This window comes from Haloarcula sp. S1AR25-4 (assembly GCF_031624555.1).
Lineage (GTDB): Archaea > Halobacteriota > Halobacteria > Halobacteriales > Haloarculaceae > Haloarcula > Haloarcula pellucida.
In genome coordinates, this window is record NZ_JAMQOR010000001.1 from 666,698 (window position 1) to 687,622 (window position 20,925).

Genomic DNA, 20,925 nt, shown 5'->3' on the forward strand with positions numbered 1-20,925 from the left:
GTGGCTATTTGCCCGGGCCACCCGACCCGTCGGTATGGACGACCTGATGGACGCAGCGCGAGAGGCGGTCGAGGCCTCCTACGCCCCGTACTCGGAGTACCGCGTCGGCGCCGCCATCGAGACGGTAGACGGCACCGTCTACACCGGGTGTAACATCGAGAACGCGAACTACAGCAACAGCCTCCACGCCGAGGAGGTGGCTATCGGGTCGGCGGTCAGGGACGGCCACCGCGAGTTCACCCGTCTCGCCGTCTCCTCGGACAAGCGCGACGGCGTGACTCCCTGCGGGATGTGCCGACAGACGCTCGCGGAGTTCTGTGACGACGACCTGCCTATCTACACCGACGGCGAGGCGGGGGCGGAGTACACGTTGGGTGAACTGCTCCCGACGACGATTACCCCGGGCCACCTCGACAGATGACGGGCGACAGCGAGGACCCGAACGACGACGAGCAGTACCACCTCGCCGTCGGTCCCGACGACGTGGCAGACAGCGTGCTCTTACCGGGCAACCCGGAACGCGTCGAGAAGGTCGTCGCCGACTGGGACGACTACGAGGTGACCGGCGAGCACCGGGAGTACCGGACCGCGACCGGAACGCACGACGGGACGCCCATCTCCGTGACTTCGACCGGTATCGGGTCGCCGTCGGCGGCTATCGCCGTCGAGGAACTGGCTCGCGTCGGCGTCGACACCCTGCTTCGGGTCGGGTCCTGTGGGAGCATCCAACCGGAGGCCAGCGTCGGGGATTTGGTCATCACCACGGGTGCCGTCAGACAAGAGGGAACGAGCAAGGAGTACGTCCGCGAGGACTACCCCGCGAGCGCCGACCACCGCGTCGTCTCGGCGCTGGTCGCCGCCGCCGAGGAACTGGGCTACGACTACCACCTCGGCGTCACCTGCTCGACCGACAGCTTCTACGCCGGCCAGTCACGCCCCGGGTTCGACGGCTTCGAGGCCCGCGACAGCGACGCCAAACTCGACGAACTCCGGCAGGCCGGCGTCGTCAACTTCGAGATGGAGGCGGCGAGCATCCTCACACTCGCCAGCATCTACGGCCTCCGGGCCGGCGCTGTCTGTACGGTCTACGCCAACCGCGAGACGGGGGAGTTCCGAACCGAAGGCGAGCGCAAAGCGACGAAGTGTGCGAGTCTCGCCGTCACCTACCTCGAACGGATGGACGAGGCCGTCGAAGAAGCGGACGCCGACGGGTGGCACGCCGGTCTCTCTATCGAGCGGTAGCCCCGGTGGTACGCGTTCGCACGCTACCCGAACGCTCATTTTCGAGCCCGCTGGTACGACCCGTATGGGGAATTCGGACCGGGAAAACCGGAAACTGTGGGACGCGTGGAGCGACGATCATCAGGCGCTGTGGAACGCGGCTACTGCCGAGGGCGGGCTTCCACCGGTGTACTCGCCGTTGCCCGATCCAGCGTCGATGGCGGACTGGCAGGCCGACCGGTTACCGGCCCGCGAAGACACCGCGTTCGTCGAACTGGGCTGTGGCGGTGGGCAGGGAACGGTCGGCGTCGCCCGCGACGGCGTCGAGAGGGCCGTCGGTGTCGACTTCTCTATCGAGCAACTCCGCCACGCGATTCGCCTGCGAAACCTGTACGGCGTCGACGCGCGGTTCGTCACGGGCGACGTGACGGACGTACCGCTCGCCGACGGCGCGTTCGACGTGGCGTACTCGGGGTTCGTCTACTTCATGGTCGAAGACCTCGACGCGGCGCTCACAGAGGCGCACCGTCTGCTCCGGGACGGAGGCGTTCTCACCTTCGACGTACCACACCCGTTTCACGAACTGTTCGACCCCGAGACGCTGGCCCTCGAACGGAGCTACCACGTCACCGGTCCTCGACGCGACAAGCACGACGACGTACTCCACGACGACATCGTCGTCTTCGACCGAACTGTGGGTGACCTCCACGCGGCACTCGTCGACGCGGGATTCACCGTGAAGGAAGTGTACGAAGTCCCGCAGAGCGACGACCCGGACGACTACGACGAGGACCCCGGCGGCAGTTCGTCGCCGGAGCTACGAGCGAAGGTGCCGCGAACGCTTGGCTTCTGGGCCGTCGCGGACTGAGTCACCGGCGGTGGGCCGGGAGCGGCCTCCGTGCCGCGACGACGGGGGAGGGCAGGCCGCGAGCAGACAGAGAGCAGAATACGGGGCGGCCAGCATCCGGCGGCGACGCCGCCGGTTCACGGCCACGAACGGAGTGAGTGGCCGCCTTTTTGGCCCACGTTTTTCGAGGAGCGGTTCGTGCGAAGCGCGAACCCGACGCCGAAAAAGGTGGTCGCTACATGTCCGGCCACGCCTTCGCGGCGCGACCGATGCCGGTGACGTCGGCGATCCAGCGGGCGGCGATGCCCTTCTTCAGCATCTTCGCCGGGAAGCCACCGAAGGTGTCGATGGGCATGCCCATCACGTCGTGGGCGACGGCTTCCTCGCCGACGGAGATGACGGTCCCCTTGTCCTTGTGGGTCCACGTCTTCAGCGGCTGGCCGCGGACCGCACGGGCGAGGTTCTGCCCGGCGACCTCGGCGGCCTGCCACGCGGCCTGTGCCGTCGGCGGGGCGGGCTGTTCGCCCGGCTGGTCGATGAGGGCGCAGTCGCCGATGGCGAAGACGCGCTCGTCCTCGGTCTGGAAGTCGCCCTCGGAGTGGATGCGGTGGTTGCGCTCGTCTTTCTCTAAGTCGACGTCGCGCACGCAGTCGCGACCGGTGATACCGCCGGTCCAGATGAGCGTGTCGTAGTCGAGTTCCTCGTCGTCGCCGATGTACACCGTCTCCTCGTCGACCTCGCCGATGAAGTCGCCGGTGAGGATGTTCACGTCGGCGTCTTCCAGCCGCTTACGCAGGGCACCCTGTAGTTCGGGGTCGTTGCCGGGGAAAATCTCGTCGAGGCCTTCGACGAGGTGGATGTCGATGGGGGCGCGGTGGTTGTCGCGGAACTCGGCGATTTCGCCGGCCGTCTGGATGCCAGAGAGACCGGCACCGCCGACGATGACCTGTGCCGGGTCGCTCTGGGAGGCGTCGCGGGCGGCCTGCTGAATCGCGTCGTGGATACCCAGCGCGTCGTCTAAGCTCTTTAGGGTGTGGGCGTACTCTTCGAGGCCGTCGATACCGAAGAAAGCCGTCTGAGAACCCAAGCCGACGAGGAGGTAGTCGTACTCGACGTCGTCGCCGGATTCGAGTTCGACGAGTCGGTCCTCGGTGTCGATGTCGACGACGGTATCCTGACGGAAGTTGGTCGTCGGCTGCTTGATCTCGTGGATCGGGATGGCGATCTTCTCCTGAACGGACGGGTCCCGAATACACCGGTGAGACTCGTGCAAGACGAGGTGGTAGTCCGTGTCGGAGATCCAGGTGACGTCGGCTTCACCGTTCAGTTCGTCTTCGAGGCTCTTGATGGCGCCTGCACCGGCATACCCCGCACCGAGTACGACGACCTTGTCGCTCATACTGGCGAGTCCGGGACCGGGTGATACAAAGGCTACGAAATCGCCGTCAGAGAACTGTCCACCTCAGTAATCAATCCTTGACGACGCTTCGGGAGAGCCGCTGCTTACGGGGTGGTCGGGAAACGCCGACAGACAGAGATGACCGTAAAAAGAACCGGCTGCCGAGTCAGTGCTCGGGTTCGCCGGCCGGGGCTCGCATGTCGTCGATAGCGAGGATGAGTTTGTTGTTCGTGTCGTCTTTGCCCTCGAGTGTCCCGATGATCTGGAGTTTCGAGAGCGGCGTCGGGCCGACGGTGACCGAGTCGCCCTCGTGGAACTCCGAGAGTGACCCCTGAAGCTGAATCTCGGCGCGACACTCTTCGGGGTGGTGGACACTCGTGAGGTCGATCTCCTCGACGTTCGCGTGCTCGACGAGGTCGCCGTTGTGCCGAAGGGGCACCTCGGCGGCCTGGTCCATGTCCTGAATCTGGAGCGCGTCGTAGGCCGTCGCGGTCGGCTTGTAGCCGCCCTTCGGTCCGGGGACGCCCTCGACCAGTTGCAGGGCCTTCAGGCTCTGCATCTGGTTCCGGATGGTACCGGGGTTGCGGTCGACCTTCTCTGCGATATCTTCACCTTTGACTGCGCTCTCGCTCTCCCTGTACAGGTTTACGAGTTCCTGCAGAATATTTTTCTGACTGGGTGTCAGCTCGATTGAAGACATAATAGGTCGTTCGGTACAGCCGTTCTTAAAAGCGACGGTGCTGCATACCGTTCCCGGCCCTCGTCCCCGAATTTTTGTTCACGACTGAGAAGAATAAAACGACACCCATTTACTGGTTGGTGGGCCTGCCAAAGGTATGGACGGACAACGTGTTCTCGTGACCGGCGGCGGCGGGTTCATCGGGTCGAACCTCGCGAACGCGCTCGCGGCCGACAACGACGTCGTCGCGCTCGACGACGGCTATCTCGGCACCGAGGAAAACGTCGACGACGCGGTCGAGTACGTCGACCGGAGCGTCCTCGAAGACGACCTGCCGACAGACGTCGACGTGGTGTTCCACCTCGCAGCGTTGTCCTCGTACGCGATGCACGAAGACGACCCGACCCACGGCGCCCGCATCAACGTCGAAGGGTTCGTCAACGTCGTCGAACAAGCCCGTGACGACGGGTGTGATACCGTCGTCTATGCCTCGACCTCTTCTATCTACGGCGACCGAACGGAACCGTCGCCCGAGGACATGGACGTGACCGCGAACAGCGGGTACGAGGCGTCGAAACTCGCCCGGGAGGCGTACGCCGAGTACTTCCACAACCACTACGACATGTCGATGGCCGGTATGCGCTTTTTCTCGGTGTATCAGGGCATGGAAGAGGGCGCCGAAGAGCACAAGGGCGAGTACGCGAACCTCATCGCCCAGTTCGCCGACGACATCGCCAACGGGCGACGACCGGTCATCTGGGGCGATGGCAGTCACACGCGTGATTTCACTCACGTCGACGACGTCGTGTGCGGCCTCGAACTGGCCGCCGACCACGAACTCACCGGCGTCTACAACCTCGGGACCGGCAAGCAGTACAGTATCACCCATCTCGTCGAGCAACTCAACGAGGCGTTGGGGACCGACGTCGAACCGGTGTACGAGGAGAACCCGATCCCCGAGGACGTCTTCGTCCACGACACCTGTGCCGACGCCTCGAAGATGCGAGCGGCGACGGGGTGGGAACCGGCGATCTCCTTCGACGAGGGCGTCGAACTCGTCTGTGCACAGTACGAGTAGGCACCGACACGCCGACCGCTACGAGTCCGGGCGCTCGACGCCGGTGAATTCGATGCGGGCGCCGCCGTCCGTCCCGTTCGTGGCCGACACCATCCAGTCGTGGGCCGCTGCGATCTCACGGACGATAGAGAGTCCGAACCCCGTTCCGTCCGAAGACGTGGTGTACCCGGCATCGAACAGGTCGTCGCCGCCGGCATCCGGAAACCCGGGCCCGTCGTCCTCGACGTAGAACCCGGTGGCGCTGGTCAGGGGACCGACCCGAACGGTGACCGACGCGCCGCCGTGTTCGATGGCGTTTCTAAAGACGTTGGCCATCAACTGTCTGAGGCGGCTCTCGTCACCGAGTATCGTCCCGAGTGCGCCGTCGCGTTCGACGGTCGCATCGGGTGCGTCGACCGACGACCACGTCACGTTCACGACGTCGTCTAAATCGACGGGCGACTTCGTCACGACCTGCGTCCCCTGTCTGGCGAGCGTCAACACGTCGTCGATGAGTTCGTCGATTCGTTCGAGGGCACGCTCGATGCTGTCGAGGTTCTCGGCGACCGCCTCGAAGTCGTCGGCGTCTCGGGCGAGTTCGAGGCGCAACAACGCCAACTGGAGCGGGTTTCGAAGGTCGTGGCTCACCATGTTAGCAAAGCGATGCAACCGTTCGTTCTGCCGTCTGACCTGTTCTTGACGCGCCTTCCGTTCGGATATATCGCGCGTGACGCCGATGAGGCCGACCACGTCGCCGTCCGGACCTCGCCACGGCACCTTCGACGTGAGGTTCCACTGGTCGAGCATCGGGAGGTACTCGACCTTGTCGATGACCGACTCGTCCTCCTCGATGACGTGCATATCCTCGACGTAGGCCCGCCGGGCGTGACGATTGGCTACCATGCCGATTTCGGGGTCCGTCTTGCCGAGGAACTCGTCCAGTGTGTCTCCGAAGTAGCCGGCACTGACGTACCGGTGGCGGGCCTGTTCGTCTTTGACGTAGAGGTGGACGGGGATGGAGTCGAAAATCGAGTCGAACAGCCTGCTCTTGTGGAGAAGTTCCTCTAGCCGGGCACGGTCGATACCGTCCCGGAGCAACCGATCGACTGTCGCCGCGTCGACGTTCGCGACGAACGGTCCCTCGGGGTCCGCCGTGTGTACGTCGCCGATATCGTCGTCGAAGCTCAGGTCCGATATCACAGTCGCCAAGGTGTCGAAGGCCTCGGGACCCTCGTGGACGACGAACTCGTCGACGGCGGTTCCGACCGCACGTGTGGCCGCCGACTCACTGTCGGGACTCGCGAACAAAATCACGGGGAGACAGGGATGGGTCTCACAGACCCGCTCAGCGGCCTCGATACCGTCGAACTGGTCGGTTCGGTGAGCGACGACCAGACAGTCGATGTCGGGCCACGCCAGCCGTTCGAGTGCGTCCTCGGTCGACGTGGTGGCGTAGACAGTCACGTCCGCTCGCGATTCGAGTTCCCGTTCCACGGTGTTGGTACGGGACTCGACGGCGCCCAGATAGAGGACGTGGGAAGTCGCGGCGTTTTCGTCGTGCCCCATTGATGAGTACAGTTTGTCGTAGTGGTAACTTAACCGTGCCCCTGTCCTTTATTCGTTGGACCGACAACGGCCTGTATGGACAGAACAGTTCGTGTGCTCGGGGTCCCGATGGACCTCGGGGCGGACCGGCGGGGCGTCGATATGGGTCCGTCGGCGATCAGATACGGCGGTCTGGCGGACCAATTCGAGAAGCTGGGAACGTCCTGCATCGACAGCGGCGACCTCGCAGTCCCACGGCCCGAGGAGCGCGACCCCGACGCCGACGAGCCAAGCGGCGGGCGGGCGAAGTTCCGCCGGGAGACCGAAGAGGTCTGTGAGGACGTCCGGACCGCCGTCCGAGGGACTATCGACGACGGCGAATTTCCGCTCGTCCTCGGTGGCGACCACTCCATCGCCATCGGGACCGTCGCCGGCGCCGCCGACCCCGACGAGTCGCTGGGCATCGTCTGGTTCGACGCCCACGGTGATTTCAATACGCCGCAGACGACGCCGAGTGGCAACATCCACGGGATGTCCCTCGCCGGCATTCTCGGGAAGGGATCGTTCGGGGACGAACCGTGGGCGCACACGCCCGCGGTCAGTGAGGAGAACGTCGTGTTGGTCGGGCTGCGCGACGTCGACGACGAGGAGCGCGAACTGATCAACGAGAGCGACGTGACCGCCTACACGATGTCGGACATCGACGCGAGAAGCGTCCCGACAGTGGTCGACGAAGCGATCGACATCGCCACGGACGGGACCGACGCCATCCACGTCTCGCTGGACCTCGACTGGTTAGACCCGACGGAAGCGCCGGGCGTCGGAACGCCGGTTCGGGGCGGGGTCTCCTACCGCGAGGCCCACATCGCGATGGAGTACGTCGCGGAACGACGCGACCAGTTGCGCTCGATGGAGATGGTCGAGGTCAATCCGATCCTCGATGACCACAATCGAACGGCGGAACTCGCCTGCGAACTGGCCGCGAGCGCCTTCGGGAAAGTCGTCCTCTAGGTGCACGCGAAGGTATCGAGGTTGGCGTAGTCGGCGATGATACCGTCCGCGCCGCTATCGAGCGCTCGACGGGCGTCCTGCCAGTCGCAGACGGTCCAGCAGTAAAGCGGTGCGTCGACGTCGGCAGCGGTGGCGACCAACCGTTCGCTACCGTCCTCGCTGAGCGTCGATACCGGGACGTTGACCCCGTCGACGTCGTAGCGCCGGGCGACCGTCACGCCGGCGTCGACACACTCCGGTGCGACGAGGACGGCCACCGAAGCATCGGGTGCCTGCTCTACCGCGGTCGCGAGGGCCCCCTCGTAAAACGACGAGTAGACGACGTCGTTCTGGAACTGGTCGACGACCCGGTACACCGACTCGACGAACGGGAGCCAGCGCTGTTTGGCCCGTTCTCGCTCCTCGCTGTTGAGCGCCTGTCCCGGCCGAACCGCGTCGCTGCCGGGGTTCTTCAGTTCGACGTTGACGGTGACGTGGTCCGGGACTGCGGCCAGCACTGTCTCCAGTAACGGCACCCGCTCCTCGGTTCCGAGAACCCGCGCGGTGGTGACGACGTCCGTCGACTGCTTCCAGACGACGCCCTCGCCGTCCGTGATGCCGCGACTCTCGCCTCGGCCGTCGAGTCGCCGGTCGTGGAAGACGACCACGTCGCCGTCGGCCGTCGGTTGGACGTCTATCTCGACGGCGTCGACGCCACTCTCGGCGGCCGCCCGCACTGCTGCGACGGTGTTCTCCGGATTCTGCCCGGCGAAGCCGCGATGAGCGACGACGGTCGGAGTCGTCACGGTGTCGCTCCGTCAGGATACCGGTCTCTGTGCTGTCGCATGGTCGTCGTTCTCGTCCACCGACCGTGAAAGTATGGGGCCGAAAAGGTCGCTCGCGACGCCCGTGGGCCGACTACTCGTCTGTCACCGCCGGGACGACGGTGACACTCGCCACGCTGTCGGCACCCTCTACGTCCATGATGGTGACACCTTTCGTGTTCCGGCCGACCTGCGAGACGTCGCCGGCGCGGATACGCATTATCTGCCCGTTCTCGGACATGATGACGAGGTGGTCGTCGTCGCGGACCGCTTTGGCCGTCGACACCGGGCCGTTACGGTCGTCGGTCTTGATGTCGATGAGGCCCTGTCCGTAGCGGGACTGCGGCCGGTACTCCGTCAGTGGCGTCCGTTTGCCGTAGCCGTTCTTGGTGACTGTCAGCAGCGACCGGTCGTCGTCGTCCGTCGTCGCGACCATCGCGGCGACGCGGTCGTCGTCCTGCAGTTTGATGCCGTGGACGCCGCGGGCCGAGCGCCCCATCTCGCTGACCTCGTTCTCGTCGAAGCGGATGGTCATCCCCTGCTCGGTGGCGATGACGAGGTCACCGGTGCCGTCGGTGACGTCCACGTCGACGAGTTCGTCGCCCGCTTCGAGTTTCGCGGCCCGGATACCCGTCGAGAGGATGTTCTCGAACTGGTCACAGCAGGTCCGCTTGACGTAGCCGTTCCGGGTGACCATCGTGATGCACTCGTCGGCCTCGAACTCGTCGGTCGAGACGACGGCGGTGATCTCCTCGCCGTCGTCCAACGAGAGGAGGTTGATGGCCGACTTCCCGCGGGCGGTGCGTGACATCTCGGGCACCTCGTAGGTCTTCAGGCGGTAGACCTGTCCCTGATTGGTGAAACAGAGCAGGTAGTCGTGGCTGTTGGCTCTGAACACCTTCGAGACGCGGTCGCCCTCCTTGGGGTCGGCCCCGATGATGCCCTTCCCGCCGCGGTTTTGCGGGTCGAACTGCTCGACGGGCATCCGCTTGATGTAGTCGTCCTCCGTGACGACGACGACGCAGTCTTCCTCGGGGATGAGGTCCTCGTGGGTGACCTGCCCTTCGTCCTCGATGATGCTGGTCCGTCGGTCGTCGTCGTACTCGTCTTTGATCTCGCGGAGTTCGTCTTTGATGACGCCGTCGAGTTTCTCCGAACTCGCGAGGACGGCTTCGAGGTACTCGATGGTCTCTTGGACCTCCTCGTACTCGGCCTCTATCTCGGCCGACTCCATCGAGGTGAGCGAGCCCAGTTGCATCCGGACGATGTGGGCCGCTTGCGCCTCCGAGAAGTCGAACGACTCCTGCAGGCCGGCGCGGGCGGCGTCCCGGTCCTCGCTGTTGCGGATGAGTTCGACCACGTTCTCGACGTTCTCCAGCGCTTTCAGACGCCCTTCGAGGATGTGGGCGCGGTCCTCGGCCTCTTCGAGGTCGTGTTCGGAGCGTCGGCGAACGACCTCGCGGCGGTGTTCGACGTAGTATTCGAGCGTCTCCTTCAGGGAGAGGACCTTCGGTTGGCCGTCGACCAGCGAGAGGTTGATGACGCCGAAGGTGGATTCGAGGTGGTGGTCCAGCAGTCGGTTCTCGACGACGTCGACGTTCGCGCCGCGTTTGAGTTCGACCACGATGCGGACGCCGTTGCGGTCCGATTCGTCGCGCAGGTCAGAGATGCCCTCTATCTTCCCCTCGTTGACGTCGTCGGCGATTCGCTCGACGACGCGGGCCTTGTTCTCCTGGTAGGGGAGTTCGCTGATGACGATGCGGCCCGCCTCGCGGTCGACTTCGTACTCGGCGCGGACTCGCAGGCGGCCTCGGCCGGTCGTGTACGCCGAGTAGATGGCGTCGCGGCCGACGATGTTCCCGCCGGTCGGGAAGTCAGGCCCCTTGACGTGTTCCATCAGGTCCTCGACGGTGCAGTCGGGGTTGTCGATGAGGTGTCTCGTCGCGTCGACGAGTTCGCCGAGGTTGTGCGGCGGGATGTTGGTCGACATCCCGACGGCGATGCCCGAAGACCCGTTGAGCAGGAGACTCGGCACTTTCGCCGGGAGGACGTCCGGTTCCTGTAGTCGGTCGTCGTAGTTGCTGGAGAAGTCGACGGTGTCTTTCTCGATGTCTGCGAGCAGTTCCTCGGCGATAGGGGCCATGCGGGCCTCCGTGTATCGCATCGCGGCGGCCGGGTCGCCGTCCATCGACCCGAAGTTCCCCTGCCCGTCGACGAGCGGGTACCGCATCGAGAAGTCCTGTGCCATCCGGACGAGCGTGTCGTAGATGGCGCTGTCACCGTGGGGGTGGTAGTCACCCATCGTCTCGCCGACGATGGACGAGGACTTCCGGTGGCTAGAGCCGGAGGAGACGCCCATCTCGTGCATCGCATAGAGGATGCGTCGGTGGACGGGTTTCAGCCCGTCGCGGACGTCCGGGAGCGCCCGACCCGCGATGACCGACATCGCGTAGTCGATGTAGGACTGCTCCATCTCGTCTTCGATGCGGACGTGTTTGATCTGCTCTGCCGGCGCGTTGGCGTCGTCGGATACGTCTGAACTCATATGTCGACCCACTCCGCTTCAGGCGAGTGTTCCTTGATGAACTCCTTCCGTGGCTCGACGGCGTCGCCCATCAGGATGTTGAACATCCGGTCGGCGGCCGCCGCGTCCTCGATAGTTATCTGCTTCAGGATGCGGTGCTCCGGGTCCATCGTCGTCTCCCAGAGCTGTTCGGGGTTCATCTCCCCGAGACCCTTGAACCGCTGGACCTGCGTCGGGTTGCCGTCGCACTTCTCCTCGACGATGCGGTCCCGTTCCTCTTCGGTCATCGCGTCGTACGTCTCACCCCGGTATCGAACGCGGTACAGCGGCGGTTGGGAGGCGTAGACGTAGCCCGCCTCGATGAGCGGCTTCATGTGCCGATAGAGAAGCGTCAACAACAGCGTGCGGATGTGGGCGCCGTCGACGTCGGCGTCCGTCATCATGATTATCTTCTCGTAACGGAGGTCCTCGATGTCGAACTCGTCGCCGATGCCGGTACCCAGCGCCGTGATGAGGTTCCGAATCTCGTCGTTCTCCAGAATGCGGTCGAGGCGGTGTTTCTCGACGTTCAGAATCTTCCCTTTGATGGGGAGGATGGCCTGGAACTCGGGATTCCGTCCCTGTTTGGCACTGCCGCCGGCGGAGTCGCCCTCCACGACGAACAGTTCGGCCTCCTCAGGGTCCCGCGTCTGGCAGTCGGCCAGCTTTCCGGGTAAGGCCGTCGAGTCCAGCGCGGACTTCCGGCGGGTGAGTTTCTCGGCCTTCTTCGCGGCTTTGCGGGCCTTCGCCGCCTCGACTGCCTTGCCGATGATAGCTTCGGCGGTGTCGGGGTTCTCCTCGAAGAAGGTCGAGAGGCCGTCGTGCATGGCCGACTCGACGATGCCGCGGACCTCGCTGTTGCCGAGTTTCGTCTTCGTCTGGCCCTCGAACTGCGGGTCCGGGTGTTTCACGGAGATGACCGCCGTGAGTCCCTCGCGGATGTCGTCGCCTTTCAGCGTGTCGTCTAGATCTTTCAGCAGATTGTTGTCCGTGGCGTAGTCGTTGACCACGCGCGTCAGCGACGTTTTGAACCCGGTAAGGTGGCTCCCGCCCTCGCGCGTGTTGATGTTGTTCGCGAAAGCGTGAATCGAGCCTTGCAGGTCCGCGGTCCCTTGCATCGCGATCTCGACCTGCACGACGCCGTCGGCTATCTCCTCCTCGTCCTCGAAGTAGACGACGTCCCGATGAAGCGGGTCTTTCGTCTCGTTGAGGAACTCGACGAACTCCTTGATACCGCCCTGGTACTCGAAGGTCTCCTCGTTCCCGTCGCGTTCGTCGTCGATGGTGATCGCCACGCCGGAGTTGAGGAAGGCGAGTTCGCGAAGCCGGGATTCGAGCGTGGAGAAAGTGAACTCGCCCGTCTCGAAGATGTCGTCGTCGGGCCAGAACCGGACCGTCGTTCCGGTCTCCTCGTCGGGTTCGAGGTCACGGACGCGTTTCAGTTCGTACTCGGGTTCGCCGTGGTCGAAGCGCTGGCGCCACAGCGCGCCGTCGCGCTTGACGTCGACTTCCAGCCACTTCGAGAGGGCGTTGACGACGCTCACCCCGACGCCGTGGAGGCCGCCGGAGACCTGATAGGACTTGTTGTCGAACTTCCCGCCCGCGTGGAGGATGGTCATCACGACTTCGACGGCCGGGCGGCCGTGCTCTTCGTGTTCGTCGACGGGGATACCGCGTCCGTCGTCGCTGACGGAGACGGATCCGTCGTCGTGTATCGTCACCTCGATCGTGTCACAGTAGCCCGCGAGGGCCTCGTCGATAGCGTTGTCGACGACCTCGTAGACGAGATGGTGGAGACCACGGGCGTCCGTGGACCCGATGTACATCGCAGGCCGTTTGCGTACGGCCTCCAGCCCTTCTAAGGTCTGGATAGACTTTGCGCCGTACTCATCAGACTCTCCTGACATAGGAATTGATTCACCCTAGCAGGCCACCCTTCATAAAACTCCCGCACGCGCGTGTGCGCGCCGGCCGTAACACGTTTAATCCATCCCTACCACCGGGGTCGAAACGCGCTCTCGCGCCCCTTCACTTTCACCGTGGTGGCGATTACCTTTTAACCCCGACGGCGGTACCTACCGCACGACATGACCTCGTATCAGTCGCGACTCGGTGAAGGCGAGGGCATCGCCGAGGAGTTGGCCGAATCACAGCGGGCCATCTCCATCGCCGAGTTCTTCGAGAAGAACAAGCACATGCTGGGCTTCGACTCGGAGGCCCGGGCGCTGGTCACCGCCGTCAAGGAGGCGGTGGACAACGCGCTCGACGCCTGCGAGGAAGCCGGCATCAAGCCCGACATCTACGTCGAGATACAGGAGGCCGGCGACTACTACAAACTGGTCGTCGAGGACAACGGCCCCGGCATCACGAAAGAGCAGTTGCCGAAGATTTTCGGGAAGCTACTGTACGGCTCTCGGTTCCACGCGCGCGAGCAGAACCGCGGGCAGCAGGGTATCGGTATCTCCGCCGCCGTTCTCTACTCTCAGCTCACCTCCGGGAAGCCCGCGAAGATCACGTCTCGACCGAAGGGGCAGGCAGACGCCCAGTACTTCGAACTCATCGTCGACACCGACACCAACGAACCCGAAATCAGCGTCGACGAGACCACCTCGTGGGAGCGCCCACACGGGACACGCATCGAACTGGAGATGGAGGCCAACATGCGCGCACGCAACAGCCTCCACGACTACATCCAGGACACCGCCGTCGTCAATCCGCACGCCCGCATCGAGTTCGACGAACCCGGTCTCGACGAACCGCTGAAGTTCGAACGCGTCGAGGGCGCACAACTCCCCGACGAGACGGAGGAGATTCGCCCGCACCCCCACGGCGTCGAACTCGGGACGCTCCTGAAGATGCTCGAAGCCACCGATTCGTACTCTATCTCCGGCTTCGTACAGGAGGAGTTCACCCGCGTCGGCGGGAAGACCGCAGACAGCATCATCGCCAACTTCAACGACCGACACTTCGGCCGTGGGATGGCGTGGAAGCCCCCACAACTACAGGAGGACGCGGACGTCGAGACGGCCGTCGAGGACGCCGTCGCCAACAAGGACGCCACCGCGACGGCCGAGTTCGCCGCCGCCGTCAACGAGGCCATCCACGACCGTGACCGCGTCGCCCATCACGAGATAGCGGCTATCGTCGACGAGGCTGCGGAGACGGTCGAGGCGAACCACGACACGACGTTCGGGTCGACGGTCCGGGAGAACGCCGTCGAGGCCGCGTGGCACTGCGTCACCGCCGAGCGGTCCAGTGACCTCTACGAACTGGTCGACGCCGCGACCACCGTCAGAAAAGACGACGCGGCCGTCGAGGGACTGGCGAGCAGACTCGCAGATAAATTCGACGACGGTCACCACCGACTCACCCGGGACGAGTTCCGTGCGTACGTCGACCGCGCCGCTGATATGACCGAAGACCACGACGACGCCACCTTCGGCGAGACGGCCCGCGAGAACGTCGTCGACGAACTGTGGAACGCGGCAGTCCCGATTCCGGACGACCCACCGAACGTCTCCGAAGTCGCCGACGACCGGGACACCGCCAGCCGACTGCTGGAGGCGATGCGCGAGACGGACATCATCGCGCCGCCGACGGACTGTCTGGCTCCCATCGGTGCGGAACTGGTCGAGGAGGGCCTGCGCAAGGAGTTCGACGCGGACTTCTATGCGGCCTCCACGCGCGATGCGTCGGTCCACGGCGGCGACCCGTTCATCGTCGAGGCCGGCATCGCCTACGGCGGCGACCTTCCGGCCGAGGGGAGCGTCGACGTGATGCGCTTTGCCAACCGAGTGCCGCTGGTCTACCAGCGCGGGGCCTGTGCGACCACGGACGTGGTCAAGACCATCAACTGGCGCAACTACAACCTGGACCAGCCCGGCGGCTCTGGCATCCCGAACGGCCCGGCGGTCATCATGGTCCACGTCGCCTCGACGAACGTCCCCTTTACGAGCGAGTCCAAAGACGCCATCGCGAACGTCCCCGAGATGGAAGACGAGATAGAACTCGCTATCCGGGAAGCCGCCCGCGAACTCAAGAGCTACCTCAACAAGCGCCGCTCGCTGCAACAGCGCCGGGAGAAGCAGGACAAACTCGCGACCATCCTCCCGGAGATGGCCGAGAAGTTGACCGAAGTGACCGCAAACGAGGAACTGGACATCGACGACTCGCTGGCCCGTATCATGAACAACGTCCTCGTCGAGCGAGAGGTCGAGGACGGCACCGTTCGACTCGCCGTCGAGAACAACGACGATACGAACGCAGACGTCGACCTGACCGACATCGTCACCGCCGAACCGGAGGTCACCAACGGCGCGACGGTGGTCGAGATGGACGGCGAGTGGTTCGTGAAGTGGTCGCCGACGGTGGCGGCCGGCGAGCGATCGGTCTTAGAGTACAGCGTGGCAGACGACGCCGAATTCACCGTCTCCGTCGACGGTGTCGAGGACGAGAAACTGACGGTGGACGCCTGATATGAGCACTGATAGCGACGATACACCCGACACTGAGGTAGCCCGCGAGAAACTCATCGACCTCGCGGCGGAGTTCTACGACCAGTTCGCCGAGGGCGACGTCCCGACGATGACGATTCCCACCCGGACGAAGTCCAACATCGAGTACGACGAGGACAAGGACGTCTGGGTGTACGGCGACCGTACCTCGACCCGGTCGGCCAAGACCGTCTCCGGTGCCGAGAAACTCCTGAAGGCGACCTACACCATCGACTTCCTCGCAAGGCAACTCGACGAGGACCGTTCGTCTACCCTGCGTGAACTGTACTACCTCTCGGAGTCGTGGGACGTAGAGGAAGCGCAGTTCAACAGTCAAGACGAGTCCAACGACCTCGTCGAGGACTTAGAAATCGTCTCGGACGTCACCCGCGAGGACTTCCACATGCGCCCCGAGGAGTCCGGGGCGACCATCATGGGGCCGCTGAAACTGCGCGAACAGACCCGACGGGGCGAACGCGAGATTCACTGTCAGAAAGACGTCGGCGAAGGCGGCTACCAGATTCCGAACAACCCCGACACCATCGAGTTCTTAGAGAACGACGCCGACTTCGTCCTCTGCGTGGAGACCGGTGGGATGCGGGACCGCCTCGTCGAGAACGGGTTCGACGAGGAGTACAACGTCATCGTCGTCCACCTCAAGGGCCAACCGGCACGGGCGACCCGCCGCATCACGAAGCGACTCCACGACGAACTCGACCTGCCGGTCGTGGTGTTCACTGACGGTGACCCGTGGTCGTATCGCATCTACGGGTCCGTCGCGTACGGCTCTATCAAGTCGGCCCACCTCTCAGAGTATCTGGCGACCCCGGCGGCGCAGTTCGTCGGCATCCGCCCGGAAGACATCGTGGAGTACGACCTGCCGACGGACCCGCTCAGCGACTCTGACATCAACGCGTTAGAGTCCGAACTGGAGGACCCGCGCTTCCAGACCGAGTTCTGGAAAGAACAGATCGAACTCCAGCTAGACATCGGGAAGAAGGCCGAACAGCAGGCGCTCGCCTCGCGCGGCCTCGACTTCGTCACCGACACCTACCTGCCCGAGCGACTGAGCGAGATGGACGTCATCTGAGGACCGCTGACACCGTGTGAAACGGAACTGTCAGCCGGTTTCGGAGGGCTCTCGCTCGTCGTCGAACACCGACCGTCCGGACGCGCGGGGCGGCAGGTCGACGCTCGTGCCGAGCAAGTCGGCGAGCGACGGTGCGACGGCGCGGGCGTCGACGAGGTCCCCGACCGACGCCGTCTGTGCAGCGGGCCCACCGAGAGCGAAGAGTCCCATCGTCTCCGGGTCGACGCGCCCGTGGGACCCGCCGACGACAGTGGGGTCGAGCGAGACCATCCCGTCCTCGCCGAGGAACAATTCGCACGGGTCGAACCCCGGTTTGTCGTGGATGTCGACGTCGGTCGCGTACGACGGGAGTCGGCCGTCAGGCTCCCACCAGTAGTACTGGAACCACGCCGACTCGTCGGCGACGAGGACGAAGTCACCGGCGTCGGGATGGTCGATACACCGGGCGCTTTTCCCCGCGTCACCGAGGACGACGTCGACGCCGTCGAGCGCTTCGAGTTCCTCCCGAACCTCGGTTCGGATTCGCTGGTCGGCGTACACGTGGGCGACCTGATGGTCTACGACGGCGAACGCGTCGGAGTTCGAGAGGTCGACGTCGCCGTCCTCGCCGACAGTCAGATGTCCCTCCCGGGCCAGTCGTCTGTTCGGGAACACGGGGCTGTCGACGTCGTGAAAGCCGTACTCGCTCAGGACGGCGACCGCCGTCTCCGCCCATCGGTCGGTCGCTCGGAGGTCGGCGAGGAACGACCCGACCATCTCGTCCACCGTTTCGACGGCCGCAGTCATCTCGGTGGAGGACGGGCCGTGTCGCTGTGCATCGTAGTCCAGATGGGGGAGATACACCCAGAGCAAGTCCGGGTCGTACCGGTCGACGGCCTCGGTGGCGGCCGTCAGTATCCACTCGCTGCTCTCAGCGTTCGCTCCGGGTCCCCAGTAGCGATGCAGAGGGAAGTGACCGTGCTCTGCTTCGAGCGCGTCGTAGAACCCGTCGGGATTCGTCCAGCAGTTCATCTCCAGCATGTCGTTGTTCTCGTCCTCGATGGGCGAGGGCGTCACGGCGACATCCGCGTTCGTCCCGACGAGGTGCTGGAAGAACAGGACGCCAGTCGTCGCGCCGGCGTCGCTGGCCGACTCCCAGAGCCGTGTCCGGTCACCCCGCTCTCGACCCCAGAACGTCACCGTGTCGCGCTCGCGGTCGTAGCGACCGTTCGCCACGTCGCCGTGGTCGGCGGGAGAAAGCCCGGTTCCGAGCGTCGTCTGACTCGTGACGGTGACGGCCGGGAACGGCGGACGGAGACGAGCGGTGGAGGGGGCGTCCGGGCCGCCGACGAGTCGGCTGATGTTCGGTGCAGCATCGAGATGAGACGGCTGGAGACCGACCACGTCCAGTACGATGACTCGACCGGCCGCCGTGGAGGCAGTCACGACAGAACCCCTCCGTCGACGACCGATAGTACCGCGATAGTCGCTCCGGTCGATTCGACGGAGTGTCGGCCACAGCGGGCCCTGACGACGGTCTCGTGCATACTGTATAGAACGTCGGTACCGTCGGGTGAGCGTTGCTTAGTTAGTGTGTCTATTCTGTAAGTAGATGGGTCGTAGACGGGGAATAACTTCGTGTGGGTGTGCCGTCTCGCCCAGCGATGCGAATCATCGACCCACACATGCACATGGTCTCGCGCTCGACCGACGACTACGAGCGCGCCAGACGAGCGGGCGTCGAGTGCTGTATCGAACCGGCGTTCTGGAGCGGGCAGGACAAGCACAACGCCGGTGCCTTCTTCGACTACTTCGAACAGATAATCGGACACGAGACCCGGCGGGCGGACCGCGTGGCCGGCATCGACCACTACGTCACCATCGGCCTCGAACCGAAGGAAGCCAACTACCGAGAGATGGCCGAAACGGTCCTCGAACGCCTGCCCGAGTATCTCGACCGTGACCCGGTCGTCGGCGTCGGCGAAATCGGCCTCGATCAGGACACCGCCGACGAGGAGTGGGCGTTCCGGAAGCAACTCCGAATCGCCGACGAGCGGGAACTGCCCGTCATCGTCCACACGCCACACGAGAACAAGCCCGAGGGGACGCGCCGAATCGTCGACATGATAGAAGACGAGGGCGTCACGCAGGAGCGAATCATCATCGACCACAACACGGAGCGAACCATCGACACCGCCCTCGAAACCGACTGTTGGCTCGGCTTCACGCTCTACCCCGGGAAGATAGCGATCGACGACGCTATCGACCTGCTCGAAGCGTACGGGACCGAGAAGATGATACTCAACAGCGCGGCCGACTGGGACCCGTCCGACCCGCTCGCGGTCCCGAAGGCCCGCGACGCGATGCTCGACCGGGGGTGGGACCGCGAGACGGTCCGACGGGTCGTCTTCGAGAACCCCTACGAGTTCTTCGACCAATCGCCGAACTTCGAGTACGCCCGTTAACATGCAGTTCGGATTCTCTACCAACGCGTTCCGCGACTACAGTTTGCCCGACGCCATCGACCACATCGGGGCCGCCGGCTACGACGGCGTCGAGTTGCTGTTCGACGAACCGCACCTCTATCCGGAGACCACGACCGAGGCCGACCTCGCCTCGGTTCGGGCCGCGCTCGCGGACGCAGACGTCGCCGTCAGCAACGCGAACGCGTTCATGCTGACCGCAATCGAGGGGTTCCACCACCCGTCGTTCGTCGAACCCGACGAGGCGTACCGACGGCGGCGGGTCGACTACACGCACGACGCACTAAAACTCGCGGCGGCGCTCGACGTCGACACGGCGTCCATCGAGCCCGGCGGCCCGATACCGGACGGCAAATCACGCGAGTGGGCCGAAGACCGGTTCGTCGAAGGGCTCCGCGAACTGGCCGAGACGGCGGCAGACGTCGGCGTCGACGTGCTGGTCGAACCGGAACCCGACCTGCTCGTCGAGACGAGTGGGCAGTTCCTCGACCTGTTGGACCGAGTCGACTCCGACAGGGTCGGCTGTAACTTCGACGCCGGACACCTCTTCTGCGTGGGTGAGGACCCGTCGACGGCGCTGGAAGAGCTGCTTCCCTACGTCGAACACGTCCACATAGAGGACATCCCGGCCGACCGCAGTCACGAACACACGCAACTGGGCGACGGAGCGATGGACATCGACGGGTTCCTCGAAGCCCTCGAAGCGAGCGGGTACGACGGGTTCGTGACCGTGGAACTGTACCCCTACGGCGAGACGCCAGTCGCCACGGCCGAGGACGCGATGGCGTATCTGGAAGCCCACGGATGGGCCTGACGGTCGGTCCGACTACAGACTCGATGCGGGAGCGAGTGCTGGCGTACGCCGCGCTCGTCCGGCTACCGAACGTGTTCACCGCTCCGCCGGACGTGCTTGCGGGCGCGGCACTCGTCGCGGTGATGGGAGCGACGGCCGGTCCCGTCGAGGTCGGTGGACTGGCGCTGGCCTCGGCCTTCGTGTACGCTGGCGGAACCACGTTGAACGACTACTTCGACGCGAACATCGACGCCGTCGAGCGGCCGGAACGACCGATTCCTGCAGGGCTGGTCTCTCGACGGCGAGCGGTGGTGCTCGGTGTGACACTCCTCGGGTGTGGCGTAGCCGTCGCACTGGTGGCTGGTGGCCCCCAGTCGAGCGTCGCGGCGGGAACGCTCGCGGCCCTCGTCGTGGTATACGACGGGGTGGCGAAGGGGACGCCACTCGGGTGGGGCGTCATGGGGCTGACCCGGGGTGCGAACGTGATTCTCGGGACGACGGTCGGGAGCGGCGTTCTCTCGGACGGATGGTGGGTGGTCACGGTTCCCCTCGGCGTCACGGGGTACGTCGCCGCGGTGACGTGGATGGCCGACGACGAGGCCCACGGCACGGACCGGACCGCGGTCGCCGCCGTCGCGGGCCTCGCCGCGGTGTTGGCCGTGGTCCCACCGGCCATCACGGTCGTCGCGGGGCGCGACGTAGTCCTGACGACGATCGCCGCGGGCCTCGGCGTCGGCTTCCTCGCCTTCGTCGGCCCGCTACTCTTGGCGGCGTACCGCAGGCCGACGGCGTCTCGCGTCGGGCCCGCAGTCGGACGGTCGGTCCTCGGACTCGCGGTCGTGCAAGCCGCGGTTGCGACGGTCGCCGGTCTCGCGTGGACTGCGGCCGCGCTCGGGTGCTTCGTCGTCGCCCGGTTGTTGGCCGGCGCGTTCGACGTCTCGTAGCCACCTGTAAAGCGGTAC

At 64.9% G+C, this 20,925-nt stretch carries 17 protein-coding genes; 10 read left to right on the top strand and 7 right to left on the bottom strand.

Translation table 11 applies throughout. The features are described from left to right. Positions 1-34 precede the first annotated feature (34 nt). From cdd to NDI85_RS03465, 3 genes are all read left to right on the top strand, one after another. Positions 35-421 carry a cytidine deaminase gene (gene cdd, locus NDI85_RS03455; RefSeq protein WP_188994595.1) on the top strand — a complete coding sequence of 129 codons (387 nt, stop codon included), beginning with the start codon at positions 35-37 and terminating at the stop codon, positions 419-421. Further along, complete coding sequence (locus NDI85_RS03460; protein WP_188994593.1) at positions 418-1,242, top strand: nucleoside phosphorylase; 825 nt, start codon at positions 418-420, stop codon at positions 1,240-1,242. Before cdd ends, NDI85_RS03460 begins: the two co-directional genes overlap by 4 nt. 64 nt (positions 1,243-1,306) lie before the next feature. Next, positions 1,307-2,089 (top strand): class I SAM-dependent methyltransferase, encoded by a 783-nt coding sequence (locus NDI85_RS03465; protein ID WP_310914924.1) that lies wholly within the window; start codon positions 1,307-1,309, stop codon positions 2,087-2,089. A gap of 214 nt (positions 2,090-2,303) precedes the next feature. Here the strand turns inward: NDI85_RS03465 and NDI85_RS03470 are convergent, their stop codons facing one another. Both NDI85_RS03470 and NDI85_RS03475 read right to left on the bottom strand, forming a co-directional pair. After that, positions 2,304-3,467: an NAD(P)/FAD-dependent oxidoreductase gene (locus tag NDI85_RS03470; protein ID WP_188994588.1), complete on the bottom strand. Its 1,164-nt coding sequence runs from the start codon at positions 3,465-3,467 to the stop codon at positions 2,304-2,306. Between the two features lie 166 nt (positions 3,468-3,633). Beyond that, on the bottom strand, positions 3,634-4,167 hold the full coding sequence (locus NDI85_RS03475; RefSeq protein WP_166969675.1) for an Rrf2 family transcriptional regulator: 534 nt from the start codon (positions 4,165-4,167) through the stop codon (positions 3,634-3,636). Between the two features lie 136 nt (positions 4,168-4,303). Here NDI85_RS03475 and NDI85_RS03480 point away from each other — a divergent pair, with 136 nt between their 5' ends. Further along, positions 4,304-5,224: an NAD-dependent epimerase/dehydratase family protein gene (locus NDI85_RS03480; RefSeq protein WP_310914925.1), complete on the top strand. Its 921-nt coding sequence runs from the start codon at positions 4,304-4,306 to the stop codon at positions 5,222-5,224. 18 nt (positions 5,225-5,242) lie between these two features. Here the strand turns inward: NDI85_RS03480 and NDI85_RS03485 are convergent, their stop codons facing one another. After that, complete coding sequence (locus NDI85_RS03485; protein WP_310914926.1) at positions 5,243-6,769, bottom strand: ATP-binding protein; 1,527 nt, start codon at positions 6,767-6,769, stop codon at positions 5,243-5,245. Between the two features lie 75 nt (positions 6,770-6,844). On the opposite strand from NDI85_RS03485, the gene rocF reads away from it, so the two are divergent. Continuing rightward, positions 6,845-7,759, top strand: coding sequence for an arginase (rocF, locus tag NDI85_RS03490; protein ID WP_188994581.1), 915 nt, complete (start codon positions 6,845-6,847; stop codon positions 7,757-7,759). Here rocF and NDI85_RS03495 read toward each other — a convergent pair. The 3 genes from NDI85_RS03495 to gyrB all read right to left on the bottom strand — a co-directional run bounded on the left by NDI85_RS03495 (position 7,756) and on the right by gyrB (position 13,032). Then, positions 7,756-8,544 (bottom strand): glycerophosphodiester phosphodiesterase, encoded by a 789-nt coding sequence (locus NDI85_RS03495; protein WP_310914927.1) that lies wholly within the window; start codon positions 8,542-8,544, stop codon positions 7,756-7,758. The two genes, rocF and NDI85_RS03495, sit on opposite strands and share 4 nt — an antisense overlap. Positions 8,545-8,656: 112 nt before the next feature. Next, on the bottom strand, positions 8,657-11,107 hold the full coding sequence (gene gyrA / locus NDI85_RS03500) for a DNA gyrase subunit A (RefSeq protein ID WP_188994577.1): 2,451 nt from the start codon (positions 11,105-11,107) through the stop codon (positions 8,657-8,659). Continuing rightward, a complete protein-coding gene (gene gyrB / locus NDI85_RS03505; protein WP_310914928.1) occupies positions 11,104-13,032 on the bottom strand; it encodes a DNA topoisomerase (ATP-hydrolyzing) subunit B in 1,929 nt (642 codons plus the stop codon). The genes gyrA and gyrB overlap by 4 nt, the downstream gene beginning before the upstream one ends. A 180-nt stretch (positions 13,033-13,212) precedes the next feature. Here gyrB and NDI85_RS03510 point away from each other — a divergent pair, with 180 nt between their 5' ends. Both NDI85_RS03510 and NDI85_RS03515 read left to right on the top strand, forming a co-directional pair. Beyond that, positions 13,213-15,600, top strand: a complete 2,388-nt coding sequence (locus NDI85_RS03510) for a DNA topoisomerase VI subunit B (protein ID WP_310914929.1) — start codon at positions 13,213-13,215, stop codon at positions 15,598-15,600. A 1-nt stretch (position 15,601) separates the two neighbouring features. Continuing rightward, entirely contained in the window at positions 15,602-16,708 is a 1,107-nt protein-coding gene (locus NDI85_RS03515) for a DNA topoisomerase IV subunit A (RefSeq protein ID WP_188994571.1), read from the top strand. 30 nt (positions 16,709-16,738) lie between these two features. On the opposite strand, the gene NDI85_RS03520 is transcribed toward NDI85_RS03515, so the two are convergent. Continuing rightward, positions 16,739-18,133 (bottom strand): alkaline phosphatase family protein, encoded by a 1,395-nt coding sequence (locus NDI85_RS03520; RefSeq protein ID WP_310914931.1) that lies wholly within the window; start codon positions 18,131-18,133, stop codon positions 16,739-16,741. Positions 18,134-18,351: 218 nt separating this feature from the next. Here NDI85_RS03520 and NDI85_RS03525 point away from each other — a divergent pair, with 218 nt between their 5' ends. The 3 genes from NDI85_RS03525 to NDI85_RS03535 are packed head-to-tail and all read left to right on the top strand — an operon-like array spanning position 18,352 to position 20,907. Further along, positions 18,352-19,152, top strand: coding sequence for a TatD family hydrolase (locus NDI85_RS03525; RefSeq protein WP_310914932.1), 801 nt, complete (start codon positions 18,352-18,354; stop codon positions 19,150-19,152). Position 19,153: 1 nt separating this feature from the next. Beyond that, positions 19,154-19,984, top strand: coding sequence for a sugar phosphate isomerase/epimerase family protein (locus NDI85_RS03530; protein WP_310914933.1), 831 nt, complete (start codon positions 19,154-19,156; stop codon positions 19,982-19,984). After that, positions 19,975-20,907: a UbiA family prenyltransferase gene (locus NDI85_RS03535; RefSeq protein WP_310914934.1), complete on the top strand. Its 933-nt coding sequence runs from the start codon at positions 19,975-19,977 to the stop codon at positions 20,905-20,907. The genes NDI85_RS03530 and NDI85_RS03535 overlap by 10 nt, the downstream gene beginning before the upstream one ends. Positions 20,908-20,925: the final 18 nt, after the last annotated feature.